Annotated in this window: 18 protein-coding genes; 5 read left to right on the forward strand and 13 right to left on the reverse strand. The window is 74.2% G+C overall.

Going from position 1 to position 15,156, the window contains the following annotated elements; translation table 11 throughout:
• Nucleotides 1-91 precede the first annotated feature (91 nt).
• Nucleotides 92-1,093 carry a helix-turn-helix transcriptional regulator gene (locus ABWK59_RS13050; RefSeq protein WP_354640686.1) on the reverse strand — a complete coding sequence of 334 codons (1,002 nt, stop codon included), beginning with the start codon at nt 1,091-1,093 and terminating at the stop codon, nt 92-94.
• Between the two features lie 171 nt (nt 1,094-1,264).
• On the opposite strand from ABWK59_RS13050, the gene ABWK59_RS13055 reads away from it, so the two are divergent.
• Entirely contained in the window at nt 1,265-2,173 is a 909-nt protein-coding gene (locus ABWK59_RS13055; protein WP_354640687.1) for a branched-chain amino acid transaminase, read from the forward strand.
• Between the two features lie 15 nt (nt 2,174-2,188).
• On the opposite strand, the gene ABWK59_RS13060 is transcribed toward ABWK59_RS13055, so the two are convergent.
• Entirely contained in the window at nt 2,189-2,938 is a 750-nt protein-coding gene (locus ABWK59_RS13060) for an MBL fold metallo-hydrolase (protein ID WP_354640689.1), read from the reverse strand.
• Nucleotides 2,939-3,157: 219 nt separating this feature from the next.
• The gene (locus tag ABWK59_RS13065; protein ID WP_354640690.1) at nt 3,158-3,343 is read right to left on the reverse strand and encodes a MerR family transcriptional regulator; all 186 of its coding nucleotides are present in this window, start codon (nt 3,341-3,343) and stop codon (nt 3,158-3,160) included.
• Nucleotides 3,344-3,540: 197 nt separating this feature from the next.
• Between ABWK59_RS13065 and ABWK59_RS13070 the strand changes: the two genes are divergently transcribed.
• Nucleotides 3,541-3,984: a type II toxin-antitoxin system PemK/MazF family toxin gene (locus ABWK59_RS13070; RefSeq protein ID WP_354640692.1), complete on the forward strand. Its 444-nt coding sequence runs from the start codon at nt 3,541-3,543 to the stop codon at nt 3,982-3,984.
• 122 nt (nt 3,985-4,106) lie between these two features.
• On the opposite strand, the gene ABWK59_RS13075 is transcribed toward ABWK59_RS13070, so the two are convergent.
• The 7 genes from ABWK59_RS13075 to clpS form a co-directional block, all read right to left on the reverse strand.
• A complete protein-coding gene (locus ABWK59_RS13075) occupies nt 4,107-5,075 on the reverse strand; it encodes a PLP-dependent cysteine synthase family protein (protein ID WP_354640694.1) in 969 nt (322 codons plus the stop codon).
• 1 nt (nt 5,076) lies between these two features.
• A complete protein-coding gene (locus tag ABWK59_RS13080; protein ID WP_354640696.1) occupies nt 5,077-5,355 on the reverse strand; it encodes a MoaD/ThiS family protein in 279 nt (92 codons plus the stop codon).
• Between the two features lie 98 nt (nt 5,356-5,453).
• Nucleotides 5,454-5,570 carry a putative leader peptide gene (locus ABWK59_RS13085; protein WP_354640698.1) on the reverse strand — a complete coding sequence of 39 codons (117 nt, stop codon included), beginning with the start codon at nt 5,568-5,570 and terminating at the stop codon, nt 5,454-5,456.
• Between the two features lie 205 nt (nt 5,571-5,775).
• On the reverse strand, nt 5,776-6,207 hold the full coding sequence (locus ABWK59_RS13090; RefSeq protein WP_354640700.1) for a M67 family metallopeptidase: 432 nt from the start codon (nt 6,205-6,207) through the stop codon (nt 5,776-5,778).
• A 45-nt stretch (nt 6,208-6,252) separates the two neighbouring features.
• The gene (locus tag ABWK59_RS13095) at nt 6,253-7,713 is read right to left on the reverse strand and encodes an amino acid permease (RefSeq protein ID WP_354640701.1); all 1,461 of its coding nucleotides are present in this window, start codon (nt 7,711-7,713) and stop codon (nt 6,253-6,255) included.
• A gap of 200 nt (nt 7,714-7,913) precedes the next feature.
• The gene (locus ABWK59_RS13100) at nt 7,914-8,489 is read right to left on the reverse strand and encodes a DUF2017 domain-containing protein (RefSeq protein WP_354640702.1); all 576 of its coding nucleotides are present in this window, start codon (nt 8,487-8,489) and stop codon (nt 7,914-7,916) included.
• Nucleotides 8,490-8,537: 48 nt separating this feature from the next.
• Nucleotides 8,538-8,831 (reverse strand): ATP-dependent Clp protease adapter ClpS, encoded by a 294-nt coding sequence (clpS, locus tag ABWK59_RS13105; protein WP_354640704.1) that lies wholly within the window; start codon nt 8,829-8,831, stop codon nt 8,538-8,540.
• Nucleotides 8,832-8,966: 135 nt separating this feature from the next.
• Between clpS and ABWK59_RS13110 the strand changes: the two genes are divergently transcribed.
• Together ABWK59_RS13110 and ABWK59_RS13115 are read left to right on the forward strand one after the other, a co-directional pair.
• Nucleotides 8,967-10,298: a nicotinate phosphoribosyltransferase gene (locus tag ABWK59_RS13110; protein ID WP_354640706.1), complete on the forward strand. Its 1,332-nt coding sequence runs from the start codon at nt 8,967-8,969 to the stop codon at nt 10,296-10,298.
• 157 nt (nt 10,299-10,455) lie between these two features.
• On the forward strand, nt 10,456-11,046 hold the full coding sequence (locus ABWK59_RS13115) for an isochorismatase family protein (protein WP_354640707.1): 591 nt from the start codon (nt 10,456-10,458) through the stop codon (nt 11,044-11,046).
• Between the two features lie 17 nt (nt 11,047-11,063).
• On the opposite strand, the gene ABWK59_RS13120 is transcribed toward ABWK59_RS13115, so the two are convergent.
• Nucleotides 11,064-12,092, reverse strand: a complete 1,029-nt coding sequence (locus tag ABWK59_RS13120; protein WP_354640709.1) for a hypothetical protein — start codon at nt 12,090-12,092, stop codon at nt 11,064-11,066.
• A gap of 315 nt (nt 12,093-12,407) precedes the next feature.
• Here ABWK59_RS13120 and ABWK59_RS13125 point away from each other — a divergent pair, with 315 nt between their 5' ends.
• Nucleotides 12,408-12,950, forward strand: a complete 543-nt coding sequence (locus ABWK59_RS13125; RefSeq protein WP_354640712.1) for a hypothetical protein — start codon at nt 12,408-12,410, stop codon at nt 12,948-12,950.
• Here ABWK59_RS13125 and ABWK59_RS13130 read toward each other — a convergent pair.
• Both ABWK59_RS13130 and ABWK59_RS13135 read right to left on the reverse strand, forming a co-directional pair.
• Nucleotides 12,925-13,677, reverse strand: coding sequence for a hypothetical protein (locus tag ABWK59_RS13130; protein ID WP_354640714.1), 753 nt, complete (start codon nt 13,675-13,677; stop codon nt 12,925-12,927). The two genes, ABWK59_RS13125 and ABWK59_RS13130, sit on opposite strands and share 26 nt — an antisense overlap.
• Nucleotides 13,678-13,946: 269 nt before the next feature.
• Nucleotides 13,947-14,930, reverse strand: a complete 984-nt coding sequence (locus tag ABWK59_RS13135; RefSeq protein WP_354640716.1) for a cation diffusion facilitator family transporter — start codon at nt 14,928-14,930, stop codon at nt 13,947-13,949.
• Nucleotides 14,931-15,156 lie beyond the last annotated feature (226 nt).

Below are 15,156 nucleotides of genomic sequence, written 5' to 3' on the forward strand. Positions count from 1 at the left end.
GCCGAGGTGGGGCGGAGGGGCGCGGGCGACCGCGCCCCTCCGGCGTACCCGGGGTCCGGCCGGGCAGGCCGCTCGGACCGGGCCGGGCTACTCAGATCCAGCCGAGGCGGGCGGCGTGCACGCCGGCCTGGAACCGGCTGCGGGCGCCGAGGTCGGCGGTGAGCTCCGCGACCAGCCGGCGGACCGTCCGGTCGGAGACCTCCAGCTGGCGGCCGATCGCCTGGTCGGTGAGGCCGGCGGCGAGCAGCCGCAGCACCTCGCGGCGGCGGCCCTCGGGCGCCGCCCGTCCGAGCAGGTCCGGCGGCACCCAGGCGCCCGTCCAGAAGTGCTCGAAGAGCTCGCGGACCACGCCCACCACCGCCGGGTCGCGGACCACCACCACGGCCTCCGGCTCGGCCGGGGCGGGCAGCACCGCCAGCCGGCCGTCGACCACGATCAGGTGCAGCGGCAGGGTGTGCGCCACCCGGATCCGGGCGCCCGCCGCGGTGAGCTCCCGGACGTGGGCCAGCACGGCGGGGTGTCGGAGCGCGGCGGCCGGGTACACGGTGCGCAGGTCCACCCCGTGCGCGAGGGCGATCCGCTCGCGGGCGAGCTTGCCGGCCAGGGCGGCCTCGGAGTGGTCCTGCCGGGGGCGGAGCGAGAGCGCCTCGGTCCGGGCGCCGCGGGCGGCGTCCTCCAGCAGGGCGGCGACCCGGTCGCCGCCGCGGACCAGCTCGTGGGCGTCCTCCCCGCGCAGCGGCAGGTACCGGCTGTGCAGTCGCTCCACCGAGTCCCGGGTGCGGCGCAGGGCGGCGAGCAGCTCGGCGACCCGGCCGTCGGCCTCCGCGAGCAGCCGGCGGGCGGCGGTGTCCACCGAGACGGCGGTGAGGCCGTCCGGAGCCTGTGGCGGGGTGGCGGGACGGGCGGAGGGTCCGGGCCCGGCTTCGCTCCCGGCGGCGGACCGGGCCGCGGGCTGGAGCAGGCCCAGCTCCCGCAGTTCGGCCACGGCGGAGTCGAACTCCTCCGGTCCGCAGCCGAGTTCGACCCGGAGCTCGGTGAGCGGGCGGGCCGGGTCGGCGAGCAGTCGGCGGTAGAGGGCGGCACTGGCGTCCACCGTCCGGACCCTAACCGGATCACCCGGCATGCGGACAGGTGTTTCCAGAGTGCGAGACGGGGTCCGCGAGGGCGGGAGTGCGTCCGGGGTGCGTCCGGATCGGGCCATGGCCGGGAGCGCCGCCCGGACACCCCTCCCCCGGGGCCGCAACCGCCGCCCAGGATGGGGCACATGGCGATTCCCGAAGCTTCCGTGATCTGGCTCGACGGCACGTTGGTGCCCTGGCGGGAGGCGCGGGTGCACGTGCTCACCCACGGCCTGCACTACGGCACCGGGGTGCTGGAGGGCACCCGGGTGTTCGCGACGGCGGACGGGCCGGCGGTGTTCCGGCTGGCCGAGCACCTGCGCCGGCTGGCCCGCAGCGCGCACATGGTCCGCATCCCGCTGCCGTACTCCGCCGGGGAACTGGCGGAGGCCACCCTCGACCTGCTCCGCACCACCGACCAACAGGCCTGCTACGTGCGGCACTTCGCGTTCCTCGGGTACGGCGCGATGGGCCTGGACATGCGCAGCTCGCCGACCGTGGTCTCGATCGCCTCCTGGGAGTGGCCCGACCACCCGGCGGACGGGGACGGGATCCGGCTGATGACCAGCAGCTGGCGCCGGAACGACCCCAACTCCGTTCCGCCCGCGGCCAAGGCCACCGGGCCGTACCTCAACTCGGCGCTGGCCCGGCGGGAGGCCACCGACGCCGGGTACGACGAGGCGCTGCTGCTGGCGCCGGACGGTTCGGTGAGCGAGTGCAGCGCGGAGAACGTGTTCGCGGTCCGCGACGGAGTGCTGCGGACCCCGCCGCCGGGGTCGGGGGCGCTGGAGGGCATCACCCAGGACACCGTGCTGACGCTGGCCCGCGACCTGGGGGTGGAGGTGCGGGTGGAGCGGCTGCTGCGGTCCGACCTGTACGCGGCCGACGAGGTGTTCGTCTCGGGGACGGCGGCCGGGGTGGTCCCGGTCCGCTCGCTGGACGGGCGGGAACTGCCCGCGGCGCGAGGGGAGTTGACCGGGAAGCTGGCGGAGCTGTACCGGGCGGTGGTGTCCGGGGAGGAGCCGCGCTACCGGCACTGGCTGACGCCGGTCTGAACCCGGCGGCGCCCCTCAGAGCTCGTAGACCGCTCCCGGGCGGGCCAGGTCGACCGGGCCGGAGAAGACCGCGGCGGCGTCGCGGCGGTTGCGCTCGGCGTCGGTCCACGGCGGGATGTGGGTGAGCACCAGGCGGCCGACCCCGGCGGCGGCGGCGTGCTCACCGGCCTCCCGCCCGTTGAGGTGGATCGCCCGGAAGGTCTCCTTGCCGTCGGTGTACGCCGCCTCGCAGAGGAACAGGTCGGCGCCTGAGGCGAGTTCGACCAGGTCGGCGCACTCGCCGGTGTCGCCGGAGTACACCAGGCTCCGGCCGCCGTGCTCGATCCGGAAGCCGTACGCCTCGGAGTCCAGGTGGTTGACCCGGGCGACGGTGACGGTGAACGGGCCGAGTGCGAAGGTGCCGTTGCCGAGCGTGCGGAAGTCGAAGACCTCCTTCATGCCCGGCTCCTCCGGCATGTCGTAGGCGCGGGCCAGCCGCTCGGCGGTGCCGTGCGGGCCGTACACCGGGACCGGGTCGGGGCAGCCCTCCACCCGGTAGTTGCGGGCGACCCAGTACGCGCAGAGGTCGACGCAGTGGTCGGCGTGCAGGTGGCTGAGCAGGACGGCGTCCACCTCGTAGAGGCCGCAGTAGCGCTGCAGCGCACCGAGGGCGCCGTTGCCGAGGTCGACCACGACCCGGTAGCCCTCGGCCTCCACCAGGTAGCTGGAGCACGGCGAGTCGGCGGACGGGAAGCTTCCCGAGCATCCCACCACGGTCAGTTTCATGCCGAGCCCTTCCCGCCCCGATGGGTCTTGGTCGCAGCCGCCCGCACTACCTGTGAGTAGTGCGCCCTCGCCTGTCGAGAGTAAGGGCCGAACGGCACATTGCCCCCGTCCCCGTGCCGCGCTGTGGCTGGAATCACCAGAACGGGGCGGGGTCCCCGGTCGGCCGGATCGGGGCCCCGGGGCGGGCGGGTCGGGGCCCGGGAGGGGACTGCGGGGAGCTCAGCGGTGCCCGGGCCGGTGGCGGGCCCAGTCGCGGATGGTCTCCGGCCGCCAACGGGGGTGCCCGGCGCGGTCGGTCCCGTCCGGGTCGGGCAGCAGCCCGTGGCGCCGGTAGTTGCGGACGGTCTCCGGCTGGACGCCGATGTGCCGGGCGATCTCGGCGTACGACCACAGCTCGTCGCTCACGGGGGGCCACCTCCGGGTGGGGGTTTCCGGTGCCGGACCAGGCTCCCCGGCCGGGCGGTCCGCGCCGCCGGGACGCGCCCGCTGTATCCGTACCGTGACGCGTTGGTCACCGGGTCCGGACGAACACCGGAGCGGTACGGGCGGGCCGGGTCGGGCGGTACCGTCTTCGGGTACGGACGACGCCTGGAGGGGGCGGGATGCGGCAGGGCGAGTGGATCTGGTGGGCGACGGGTGTGGCGGCGCTGACCGCCGTCGCGGCGGTCGCCGCGATCCTGCTGGTGGTGCGCCGCCGGCGGGAGGCGGCACCGCCGACCCGGGCCGGGCGGCCGGCGGTCCGGGAGGTCTGGTGGGCCGAGGTGCCGTTCGAGGACGGACCGGGCGCCAAGGACCGGCCCTGCCTGGTGGTCGCGGTGGACCGCCGGCACGCCACCGTCATGAAGATCACCAGCCGGGACCACACGGGCCGGCCCGGTGTGGTGGCGCTGCCCCGCGGCACGGTCGGCGACCGGCAGGGCAAGGCGAGTTGGCTGCAGACCGGGGAGCTGCGGTCCGTCCCGCTGCAGGACTTCCGTCGCCGGGTCGGCACCCTGGACGCCCGCACCTGGGCCGCCGTCCGCGGCCCGGGCCGTACGGGGAGCTGAGGAGCGGAACGGCGGAACGGCGGAACGGCGGAGGGCGCGGCACCTTGCGGGTGCCGCGCCCTCGGAGTTCTCGGGCCCGCGGAGTTCTCGGACCCTTGGAGTCCTCGGGGGCCTCGGAGCTCTCAGGCCCAGAGCTGGCCCTGCAGCGCCTCGACCGCCTGCTCGGTGGTCTCGGCGGTGTAGATGCCGGTGGACAGGTACTTCCAGCCGCCGTCCGCGACCACGAACACCACGTCCGCCCGCTCTCCGGCCCGGGCGGCCTTCCGGCCGACGCCGATCGCCGCGTGCAGGATGGCGCCGGTGGAGACGCCGGCGAAGATGCCCTCCTGCTGGAGGAGTTCGCGGGTACGGCGGACCGCGTCGTCCGAGCCGACGCTGAACCGGGTGGTGAGCACCTCGGCGTCGTACAGCTCGGGGACGAAGCCCTCGTCGAGGTTGCGCAGCCCGTACACCAGGTCGTCGTAGCGCGGCTCGGCGGCGACGATCTGCACGCCGGGGACCTTCTCGCGCAGGAAGCGGCCGACGCCCATCAGGGTGCCGGTGGTGCCGAGGCCGGCGACGAAGTGGGTGACGGTCGGCAGGTCGGCGAGGATCTCCGGGCCGGTGGTGGCGTAGTGCGCGCCGGCGTTGTCGGGGTTGCCGTACTGGTAGAGCATCACCCAGTCCGGGTGCTCGGCGGCGATCTCCTTGGCGATCCGGACGGCGGTGTTGGAGCCGCCGGCGGCCGGGGAGGGGATGATCTCGGCGCCCCACATCCGGAGCAGCTCGCGACGTTCCTCGCTGGTGTTCTCCGGCATCACGCAGACCATCCGGTAGCCCTTGAGCTTGGCCGCCATGGCGAGCGAGATGCCGGTGTTGCCGCTGGTGGGCTCCAGGATGGTGCAGCCCGGGGTGAGCCGGCCGGCGGCCTCCGCCCGCTCGATCATGTGCAGGGCCGGGCGGTCCTTGATCGAGCCGGTGGGGTTGCGGTCCTCCAGCTTGGCCCAGAGCGTGACCAGGCCGTCCTCGTTGCCCGGCACCGCGGCGGAGAGCCGGGGCAGCCGGACCAGCGGGGTGTTGCCGACGGCGTCGATCGGGCTGTCGTAGCGCATGTCAGCGGCTGCCGCCGGCCACGGCCGGGAGGATGGTGATGCTGTCGCCGTCGGCGACCTCGGTGGCGATGCCGTCGAGGAAGCGGACGTCCTCGTCGTTGAGGTAGACGTTGACGAACCGGCGCAGCTCGCCGGCCTCCAGCAGGCGCTCGGCGATGCCCGGGTGGCGGGCGTCGAGGTCGGTGAAGAGCTCCCCGAGGTTGGCGCCGGTGCCCTCGACGGCCTTGGCGCCGTCGGTGTAGGTGCGGAGGATGGTGGGGATGCGGACCTCGATGGCCATGTGTGCGCTCCTGTGCGGGTGAGTTCGGGGTGCCGGGCCCGTGGCGCGGCAGGGGGAGGGCCCCGGGGCTGGCGGGACCGGGCGGGCGGGTGCCGAAGTCAGCGGGCGTCGGCGGTGCCGGGACAGATCGCGCTGGCGAGCCGGCACAGGTCGACGTGCAGGCGCGCCACGAGGCGGGTGCCTGGGGCCTGGTTGCTCACATCGACGGAACGCATGGGCTCATCGTATAGATTCCCGCCCCCGCTAAGGCATCTCCGTCTCGCGATCCGGTCGGATGCGTTCCCGATGCTGAGACGCAGGGCGGGTGCGGTGGGCGGACCTTGCCGGCCTGGCGGACACCGTCGCCGGGCCGCGGGCGCGGAACGGCCCCGCCCGGGAGCGGGCGGGGCCGGGAGGAGCGGGGCGGGGCCGTCGGCGGGGTCAGCCGGCGTACGCCTCGACCACCTCGACGTCCTCCTCCGTGATCACGCCGTCCACGATGCGGAACGAGCGGAACTGGTACGGGTCCTCCTCGCCGGTGCCCTCGGCGGTGGAGACCAGCACGTAGTGGGCGAACGGCTCGGAGGCGTAACCGACGTCGGTGCGCGAGGGGTAGGCCTCGGTGGCGGTGTGCGAGTGGTAGATCACCACCGGCTCCTCGTCCCGGTCGTCCATCTCGCGGTAGAGCTTCAGCAGGTCCGCGGAGTCGAACTCGTAGAAGGTGGGCGAGCGGGCCGCGTTGAGCATCGGGATGAACCGCTCCGGCCGTCCGCTGCCGGCCGGGCCCGCGATGACGCCACAGGCCTCGTCCGGGTGGTCGGCGCGGGCGTGGGCGACGATCCGGTCGCGCAGTTCTCGGGTGATGGTCAGCATGCGGTCAGGATAGCCACGGCCCGCCGGGCCCCTTTGACCCCCGTCTCAGCTGCCGGACTCCGCGCGGACCTGCGGCTCCGGCCCGGCCGGTGCCCCGGCGGCGAGCACCGCGGCGGGGTTGCGCCGCTTGAGCACCTGGTAGCCGGCCACCAGGAACAGAGCCCAGACCGGGAAGACGTAGAGCGAGATCCGGCTGCCCTCGTCCAGGGCGATCAGCACCACCACGGCGACCAGGAAGGCCAGGGCGGCCCAGCTGGTCCAGCTGCCGCCGGGGGCCTTGAAGCCGGGGGCGGGCAGCCGGCCGCTCCGCCAGGCGGCGCGGTAGCGGATCTGGCAGACCAGGATGACCGCCCAGGTCCACAGGCCGCAGACGGTGGCCACCGAGGTGATGTACTCGAACGCCCGCGCCGGGACGACGTAGTTGAGCACCACGCCGGCGCCCATCAGCACGGTCGAGACGGTGATCGCGACGGCCGGGGTGCGGCGGCGGTTGAGCGCGGTGAAGCCGTTCGGCGCCTGGCCGCGGAGCGCGAGGTCGCGCAGCATCCGGCCGGTGGAGTACATGCCGGAGTTGCAGGAGGAGAGCGCCGCGGTGAGCACCACGAAGTTCACGATGCCGGCCGCCGCGGGGATGCCCACCCGGCCGAAGGCCTCGACGAAGGGGCTGACGCCGGGGCTGAACTCGGTCCACGGGACGAGCGAGAGGATGATCACCAGGGCGCCGACGTAGAACAGCGCGATCCGCCAGGGCAGGGTGTTGATGGCCCGCGGCAGGGTCCTGGCCGGGTCCTCGCTCTCGCCGGCGGTGACGCCCACCAACTCCACGCCCAGGTAGGCGAACATGACGATCTGCAGGGTCATCACGGTGGCGCCGATGCCCTCGGGGAAGTACCCGCCGTCCTGCCAGAGGTGGGTGACCGACGCCGTCTCGGCCGCCGGGCTGCCGAAGCCGAGGGTGAGCACGCCGATGCCGATGAGGATCATGCCGATGATGGCGGTCACCTTGACCATCGAGAACCAGAACTCGATCTCGCCGAACAGCTTCACCGAGATCAGGTTGGCGCAGTAGAGCACCACCAGGAAGGTCAACGCGCTGGCCCACTGCGGGATCCCGGGCGCCCAGTACTTCACGTAGACCGCGGCGGCGGTGGTCTCCGCCATGCCGGTGACCACCCAGAACAGCCAGTACGTCCAGCCGGTGACGTAGCCGGCGAACGGGCCGAGGAACTCCCGCGCGTACTCGGCGAAACTGCCGGAGACCGGGCGGTAGGTGAGGAGTTCACCCAGCGCCCGCATGATGGCGAAGATCACCACGCCGGCCACGGCGTAACTGAGGATCAGGCTCGGGCCGGCCTTGGAGATCGCGGTGCCGGCGCCGAGGAACAGGCCGGTGCCGATGGCTCCGCCGATCGCGATCATCTGGATCTGGCGGCTGCCGAGGCCCCGCTCGTAGCCCTCCTCGCCCGGCGGGGTGTCGATCACCTCGTCGTACGCCTGCTGGGTCATGGGACACCGTCCTCGTCAGTGGGGAGAAGGCAGTCGTACCACGCGGTGCCCGGATAACGGTCCTCGTCTGAGCGATATTTGAGCATGGGTTGGGCGTTTTCGTCCCCGTTGCGCCCGGAACGGCCCGACCCCCTGTCCGGGATGTGGACAGGGGGTCGGGGGAGGCTTCGCCGAGCGGGAGGGCCGGAGGTGACGGACGGTCAGCCGGCCATCGCCTCCAGCAGGGTCTCCTGCATGCCGCCGAACCAGAGGTAGGCCACCACCAGGGGCTTGCGCGGGTCGTCGTCGGGCAGGCCGTACAGGCCCTCCTCGTCGTCCTCGTCGACCTCCAGCCGGGCGCCGAGGGCGAGCCGGAGGTCGTTGAGGGCGCCGAGCCAGCGTGGGCAGTCCTCGGCGGGCACGCTGACCACACCGCCCTTGCCGCGCGCGGAGTCCAGCGCCCGGACCACCGCGATGGCGTCGTCCCGCTTGCGGGCCCGCAGGTCCAGCTCGGTGTAGCGGCGGAACTCCGCGGCCATCTCGGCGGTCTCCGGGTCGGCCGGCCGGCCCGGCTCGCCGTACGCGTCGGGGAACAGCCGGGCCAGCGCCGGGTCCTCGGGGATCTCGGTCGGCCCGTCGGCGAACAGCGCGGCCAGCGGGTCCTCCCCCTCCCTGCCCGGTCCGGGCCCGATGAGCTCCAGCATCTGCATCTCGAAGGAGCGGAGGATGGAGACCTCGATCTCGTCCAGCGCGATCGCCGCGCCGCCGTCGCCGGCGCTCTCGAACAACCCAGCCATGAGTCTTGAATCAGCCCGTTTCTCGTCGTGGTGTGCGCGGCGGCACGCTCAGTCGTGCTGGAGGGTGGCCCACAGCCCGTAGCCGTGCATCGCCTGGACGTCCCGCTCCATCTCCTCGCGGGTGCCGCTGGAGACCACGGCCCGGCCCTTGGTGTGGACCTCCATCATCAGCTCGCGCGCCTTGTCCTTCGGGTAGCCGAAATAGGCCTGGAAGACGTACTGGACGTAGCTCATCAGGTTGACCGGGTCGTTGTGGACGATGGTCACCCAGGGCGTGTCGGGCTCCGCCACCGGTAGGCCCTCGATCTCAGGGCGCTCGATCTCCGCCGGGGCGACACTCACAGCCGTCTCTCCTCACGCGCACAGGGGGTTCTCCGCCTCTCATGCTTCCATCCGGGGCACCCGCGGGCGAATCCGGGTCAACTCGCCCGGAGAGAAATCGTCAATCTGACGCTAAGTGGTAGTAGCATCATCACCATGGACGCCATCACCGCGCACCGTTCCTCCGCGCTGCTCACCGACCGGTACGAACTCACCATGCTGCAGGCCGCCCTGCGCAGCGGCGCCGCACACCGCCGCTCGGTCTTCGAGGTGTTCACCCGCCGCCTGCCGAACGGCCGCCGCTACGGTGTGCTGGCCGGCACCGGCCGTGTCCTGGACGCCGTGGAGGCCTTCCGGTTCACCACCCCGCAGCTGGACTGGCTGGCCGACGAGCGGGTGGTGGACGAGGACACCCTGCGCTTCCTCGCCGACTACCGCTTCACCGGTGACATCCACGGCTACCCGGAGGGCGAGGTCTACTTCCCCGGCTCCCCGGTGCTCACCGTGGAGGGCAGCTTCGCCGAGGCGGTGATCCTGGAGACGGTGATCCTCTCGATCCTCAACTACGACTCGGCCATCGCCGCCGCGGCGTCCCGGATGAGCTCCGCCGCCGGGGAGCGGCCGGTGATCGAGATGGGCGCCCGGCGGGCCCACGAGCTGGCCGCCGTCTCGGCCGCCCGGGCCGCGTACGTGGCCGGGTTCAGCGCCACCTCCGACCTGGAGGCCGGCTACACCTACGGCATCCCGACCCGGGGCACCGCCGCGCACGCCTTCACCCTGGTGCACGACACCGAGCGCGACGCCTTCACCGCGCAGATCGACTCGATGGGCCGGGGCACCACCCTGCTGGTGGACACCTACGACCTCACCGAGGCCGTCAGCACCGCCGTGGAGGTGGCCGGCCCCGGGCTCGGCGCCGTCCGGATCGACTCCGGCGACCTCACCCTGCTCGCCCACCGGGTCCGCCGCCAGCTGGACGAGCTGGGCGCCCACGACACCCGCATCCTCGTCACCTCCGACCTGGACGAGTACGCCATCGCCGCGCTCGCCGCCGCCCCGGTGGACGGCTACGGCGTCGGCACCCAGCTGGTCACCGGCAGCGGCCACCCCACCTGCGCCATGGTCTACAAGCTGGTGGCCCGGGCGAGCGGCCCGGACGGCGAGCTGACGCCGGTCGCCAAGCGCTCGGCCGGCGGCAAGACCAGCATCGGCGGCCGCAAGTGGGCGGCCCGCCGGCCCGACGCGGACGGCGTCGCCGAGGCCGAGGTGGTGGGCACCGGCCCGATGCCCGCCGAGCTGGAGCCGCACCTGCTGCAGGTCCCGCTGGTCAGCAAGGGCGAGGTGGTCGGCCGCGAGCCCCTGGAGGCCGCCCGCGAACGCCACCTGCGGGCCCGGGCCGCCCTCCCGCTGTCGGCCACCCAGCTCTCCCGCGGCGAGCCGGTCATCGCCACCGAGCTGCACGGGCTCACCCCCGAACGGTCCCTGTGAGCGCGGCTCCCCTTCCGCCTACGCGCGTCACTCCCTAGAGTTTCCACCCCGGACCCGCACCGGATCCACACCGGTCCGCACCACCCGCCCCACCGGGCCGCGCCGGACCGCACCACCCGCCCCACCGACTCACGACTCCCATGAGAGAAGCCACGCCATGCACCGGGCCCTGATCGTCGTCGACGTGCAGAACGACTTCTGCGAGGGCGGCAGCCTGGCCGTCGCCGGCGGCGCCGAGGTCGCCGCCGCGATCACCGACCTGATCGCCGAATCCACCCCCGGCTACGCCCACATCGTCGCCACCCGCGACCACCACATCGCGCCCGGGGCGCACTTCGCGGCCGAACCCGACTACGCGACCTCCTGGCCGGCGCACTGCGTCGCGGGCACCGAGGGCGTCGGCTTCCACCCCAACTTCGCCCCCTCGGTCACCTCAGGCGCCATCGAGGCGGTCTTCTCCAAGGGCGCCTACTCGGCCGCCTACAGCGGCTTCGAGGGTCTGGACGAGAACGGCGGCACGCTCGCCGACTGGCTCCGCGAGCGGCAGGTCACCGAGGTGGACGTGGTCGGCATCGCCACCGACCACTGCGTCCGGGCCACCGCCCTGGACGCCGCCCGCGAGGGCTTCCGGGCCCGGGTGCTGCTCGACCTCACCGCCGGTGTGGCGGCCGCGACCACGGCTGCCGCGCTCGACGAACTCCGCTCCGCCGGCGTCGAGTTGACCGGCACCCCGACGGTCCGCGGCTAGCTCCGCCCCAGCCGGGACTAGCGCTCGGAGACCACCAGCTCGACCACGTCCTGCCCGCCGGCGGCGAACGCCTGGCGCAGCTCCCCGCCGACCGCGTCCGGGTCGGCGGCGAGCCGCTGCCCGGAGACGTACACCACCCGCACCCCCAGGTACTCCATCCGGTGCTGGCCGCCGCGCACCCAGGCGGCCTCGCCCTCGCTGACGCAGCGCAGGTCGGAGTCGACCTCCACGGCGACCCCGGCCTGCGGCCAGTACAGGTCCGGCACGGCGATGTAGGTGCCGCCGCGCATCCGCAGCTCGGGGCCGGTGAGCGGGACGGGCAGCAGCCACTCGTCCACCAGCTCGCCGATCCTGCCCAGCACCGACTCCCGTGCGGTGGCGAGCAGTTCGTCCATGGCGGCCCGCACCCGGGCCTCGGTGAGCAGCCCGGCCTCGCCCAGCTCGCCGAGCAACTCCTGGAGCGTACAGGCGCCTTCGCGGCGGGAGACGGCCTCGCGCAGGACGGCGCGGAGCAGGCCGGGGCCGACCACGCCGGTGTCGAAGGCGGCCGTGTCGGTCCACTCGCGGACCGCGTCGGCGACCGCGCGGGCGACCGGGGCGCAGGCCAGCCCGTGCACCGACCGGGCCTCCAACTCCCGCCCGGTACGGCGGATCCGGACCGTGCCGGCGTCCTTCAGCCGGCGCTGCCGGGGCACCAGCACCTCGACCCCGGTGACGGCCGGGAGCCGGGGCATCGACACGAACCCGTAGAGCGCCAGCGCCGCCGCCCCCGTGATCACCGCGCCCGCGCGGCCGCCCTCCTCGCGGCCGTTCTGCGCGGCGTACAGCAGGGCCGCCCACATCCGCTGCTCCGGGGTCGGATCGCCGTCCTGGAGGAGGTACACCCGGGGCAGCAGCCGCTGCCAGGGGCCGCCCCGCCGGCAGTGCTCGCCGACCACCCTGGTGGGAACCCCGCGGGCGCGCAGCTGACTGGCGGTGACCACGTTCTGCTGACGGCGGGCCAGTTCCTCGAGGGACAGCGACTGGGAAGGGATCTGGTAGCTCATGCCGACACCCTCCCCGCCATCACCGCCCGGCCACCGCCGACCTGACGACCTGTTACCCATCCGTCACGAAAACGGGACTACCCCGCACTAAAGTCCCCATATCCTCACCCATTCGGCGGATCGGACGTTCACTCCATTGCCGCAATAGGTCGGACTTGATCCTCTACGATCCGATATTCATCGAATCACCAGTCCCCCCAAAGCTCTCGAATCCGGCACGCCCACCAGCACCCCCTGACCGAGAGTGACGAGGGCCATACGGTGAAGTACCAACCCGGCGTCACCGACGCCCCCGCGATTGCCTACCATCACCACATGCCCCGTGACGATTCCTCCGTCCAGCGCTCCGTCCAGCTGCGTCTCGGCCGCCTGCCCGGCTACGTCCGCCAGCCCGACCTCAGCCGCCGCAGCGGCGAGGAGGGCCGGACGTACAAGAAGGGCTGGGAAGTCCGGTTCACCGCCCGCACCGAGGCGGAGATAGCCGAGATCCGCGAACTGGTGGTGGCCGCCGGCTTCGCCCCCGCCCGGCCGTTCTTCAAGGGCCAGCAACTGATCCAGCCGGTGTACGGCATCGCGGCGGTCCAGGCGTACCTCGCGGCGCGGGAGGCCGCGGAGAGCGTCTCCCGCAGCCGCCGCGGCGGCCGGACCGCCACCGAGCCGGGCCTGGTCACCGAACCGGCCCGCATCCCCGGGCAGAGCCGGCGCGAGCAGTCCGGCCGCGGCGCCGCCGACAGCGCCGGTACGGCCGCGGCGGCCGCTGCGGCGGGTGCCGCGGCCGCGGCCGCCGCCCGCCGGGCCAGAGCCGCGGCCGCGTCCCCGGAAGGTGCCGAGATCAACCCAGCCGGTCGTACGTCCTGAAGGTGTACGCGGCCTGATTGGCGATCAGGTTGCCGGTGGGGGCGGGCAGTCCGAGCCGCGCGTCCAGCAGGTGCCCCAGCGGCCCGCAGCCGTCGGTGGCCGCGGCGGCGAAGGTGTCGTCGTACGTGGCGTACCGGATCAGCGGCGGGTCCACGGACACCCTCTCGGACGGGCCGGAGCGCTTCAGCCGGAGGTCGATCGGCGCGGTGCCGCCGTCCCGGCCGCCACCCACCGTGCAGCCGGGCGGCAGCAGCGGGCCGTCCAGCCGGAAGCGGAGGCTGAACTCGCCGGTGTAGAAGTCGGACCGGCCGCCGTACTCGGGCCGGATCGACATGCCCAGGACCGCCGACCGGTCGCCGCCCGGGTTACCCGTCACCCCGCCGGGCACGGCGGTCGGCGCGCTCCGCAGCGCGCCCCAGACCTGGCCGGGGCGGCCGTCCGGCAGCGGGCCCTCGGCGAAGGTCAGCATCATCGGGGCCAGTTCGAGGTCGTGGACGGTGCCCAGGGTCAGCCGGGGCGCGGCCACGTGGACCTCGCAGCGCCAGCGCGCCGGGTCGGCGCCGGCCGGCAGCTGCGGGCAGTCCCGGAAGTCGGCGGGCGGCTCGACGGCGGACGTGACCGTCCCCGCCGGCTCGGCGGCCGAGGCGGCACCCGGGGTCAGTACGGTGGCCGCGAGGGCCGCGCCGGCCAGCAGGACGGCGGCCCGGCGGATCGTGGTGGTCTCCATGCCCACCACCCTCGCCCGCAACCCCCTCCCCCGACCATCGGTGACCACCCCGACCCGCCCCTGAGCCGCCCATGACGCACCATCAGGGATTCACCGCGCAGCCACCGCCACCCGCCCAGGGGGCACGCAGTTGACCCTGGGGCGCGCGGACCTGCGCGGACCGGGAGCCCACCCGGCCTACCGGTCCCCGGCCACCGCAGGCACCCGCTGCCCCGGCCCCGCAGGCGGCCGGCCACGAAGCAGCCGACCGCACGGCGCGTGCGCCGCCCTCAGTGGGCGTGGTCGATGTGGACGGTGGCGCCCAGGAGCCGGGGTACCGCACGGATCAGCGCCCGTTCGGCCGCCTCCGCGACCTGGTGCCCGGCGACCACGGTGAGCGTCCGGTCCACGACCACCTCCGCCTCGGCCCGCAGCGAGTGCCCGATCCACCGCATCCGCAGCGCCCCCACCCCCCGCACGCCCTCCACGCCCCCGAGCGCCCGTTCCGCCGCGTCCACCAGCGCCGGGTCCACCGCGTCCATCAGCCGCCGCCCCACCTCGCGGATCGAGGTCCGCAGCACCGCCAGGATCGCCACCGCGATCAGCAGGCCCACCACGGGGTCGGCGAGGCGCCAGCCGAGGGCGCTGCCGCCGGCGCCGAGCAGGACGGCCAGCGAGGTGAGGCCGTCCGCGCGGGCGTGCAGGCCGTCGGCGACCAGGGCGGCGGAGCCGATCCGCCGGCCGGTGCGGATGCGGTACCGGGCGACCCACTCGTTGCCGGCGCAGCCGGCCAGTGCGGCGCCGGCGACCGCCCAGAGGTGGCCGACGGGTTGCGGGTGGAGCAGCCGGTCCACGGCGGTGGCGGCGGCGAGGACCGCCGAGACGGCCACGGTGAGCACCACGGCGACCCCGGCGAGGTCCTCGGCGCGGCCGTAGCCGTAGGTGTAGCTGCGGGTGGCGGCCCGGCGGCCGAGCAGGAAGGCGAGGCCGAGGGGGACGGCGGTGAGGGCGTCGGCGAGGTTGTGCACGGTGTCGCCGAGCAGGGCGACCGAGCCGGAGATCACGACGATCCCGGCCTGGAGGCCGGCGGTGAGGCCGAGCACGACGAGGGAGGTCCAGATCGTCCGCAGCCCTTCGGCCGAGGACTCCAGGGCGGTGTCCACCCGATCGGCCGCCTCGTGGGAGTGCGGTCGGAGGAGGTGCGCCAACCGGTGCGTCCACCGGTGGCGCGGGGCAGCGTCACGGTGGGTGTGGTGCTCGTGGTGGCCCTTCATGGACCCACGGTGGCACAGCGGTGGCCTTGCAGCCACTGCCGTCCTAGCAGCTCTGACCAGCTGCGACATGCTCGCAGCTGCATTCGGGGAGCCGAACTGCTGACTGACCGTCGCACAGCGGCCGAATCGGGCCTCCGCCCGCACATCTCAGCAGACTTGTCACCCAAAGCACCCGCGCGAGGGCCTAGAGTGAGCACAGGGCGCTTTTAGCCGTCGCGACCAGATC

It is taken from the genome of Kitasatospora sp. HUAS MG31 (genome assembly GCF_040571325.1).
GTDB classification, from domain to species: Bacteria; Actinomycetota; Actinomycetes; order Streptomycetales; family Streptomycetaceae; genus Kitasatospora; species Kitasatospora camelliae.

What these genes read in the sequence shown, in the direction of transcription:
- ABWK59_RS13055 (WP_354640687.1), top strand. Translation starts at nt 1,265, where the DNA reads ATGGCGATTCCCGAAGCTTCCGTGATCTGGCTCGACGGCACGTTGGTG.
- ABWK59_RS13060 (WP_354640689.1), bottom strand. Translation starts at nt 2,938, where the DNA reads ATGAAACTGACCGTGGTGGGATGCTCGGGAAGCTTCCCGTCCGCCGAC.
- ABWK59_RS13070 (WP_354640692.1), top strand. Translation starts at nt 3,541, where the DNA reads ATGCGGCAGGGCGAGTGGATCTGGTGGGCGACGGGTGTGGCGGCGCTG.
- ABWK59_RS13075 (WP_354640694.1), bottom strand. Translation starts at nt 5,075, where the DNA reads ATGCGCTACGACAGCCCGATCGACGCCGTCGGCAACACCCCGCTGGTC.
- ABWK59_RS13080 (WP_354640696.1), bottom strand. Translation starts at nt 5,355, where the DNA reads ATGGCCATCGAGGTCCGCATCCCCACCATCCTCCGCACCTACACCGAC.
- ABWK59_RS13085 (WP_354640698.1), bottom strand. Translation starts at nt 5,570, where the DNA reads ATGCGTTCCGTCGATGTGAGCAACCAGGCCCCAGGCACCCGCCTCGTG.
- ABWK59_RS13090 (WP_354640700.1), bottom strand. Translation starts at nt 6,207, where the DNA reads ATGCTGACCATCACCCGAGAACTGCGCGACCGGATCGTCGCCCACGCC.
- ABWK59_RS13095 (WP_354640701.1), bottom strand. Translation starts at nt 7,713, where the DNA reads ATGACCCAGCAGGCGTACGACGAGGTGATCGACACCCCGCCGGGCGAG.
- ABWK59_RS13100 (WP_354640702.1), bottom strand. Translation starts at nt 8,489, where the DNA reads ATGGCTGGGTTGTTCGAGAGCGCCGGCGACGGCGGCGCGGCGATCGCG.
- ABWK59_RS13110 (WP_354640706.1), top strand. Translation starts at nt 8,967, where the DNA reads ATGGACGCCATCACCGCGCACCGTTCCTCCGCGCTGCTCACCGACCGG.
- ABWK59_RS13115 (WP_354640707.1), top strand. Translation starts at nt 10,456, where the DNA reads ATGCACCGGGCCCTGATCGTCGTCGACGTGCAGAACGACTTCTGCGAG.
- ABWK59_RS13120 (WP_354640709.1), bottom strand. Translation starts at nt 12,092, where the DNA reads ATGAGCTACCAGATCCCTTCCCAGTCGCTGTCCCTCGAGGAACTGGCC.
- ABWK59_RS13125 (WP_354640712.1), top strand. Translation starts at nt 12,408, where the DNA reads ATGCCCCGTGACGATTCCTCCGTCCAGCGCTCCGTCCAGCTGCGTCTC.
- ABWK59_RS13130 (WP_354640714.1), bottom strand. Translation starts at nt 13,677, where the DNA reads ATGGAGACCACCACGATCCGCCGGGCCGCCGTCCTGCTGGCCGGCGCG.
- ABWK59_RS13135 (WP_354640716.1), bottom strand. Translation starts at nt 14,930, where the DNA reads ATGAAGGGCCACCACGAGCACCACACCCACCGTGACGCTGCCCCGCGC.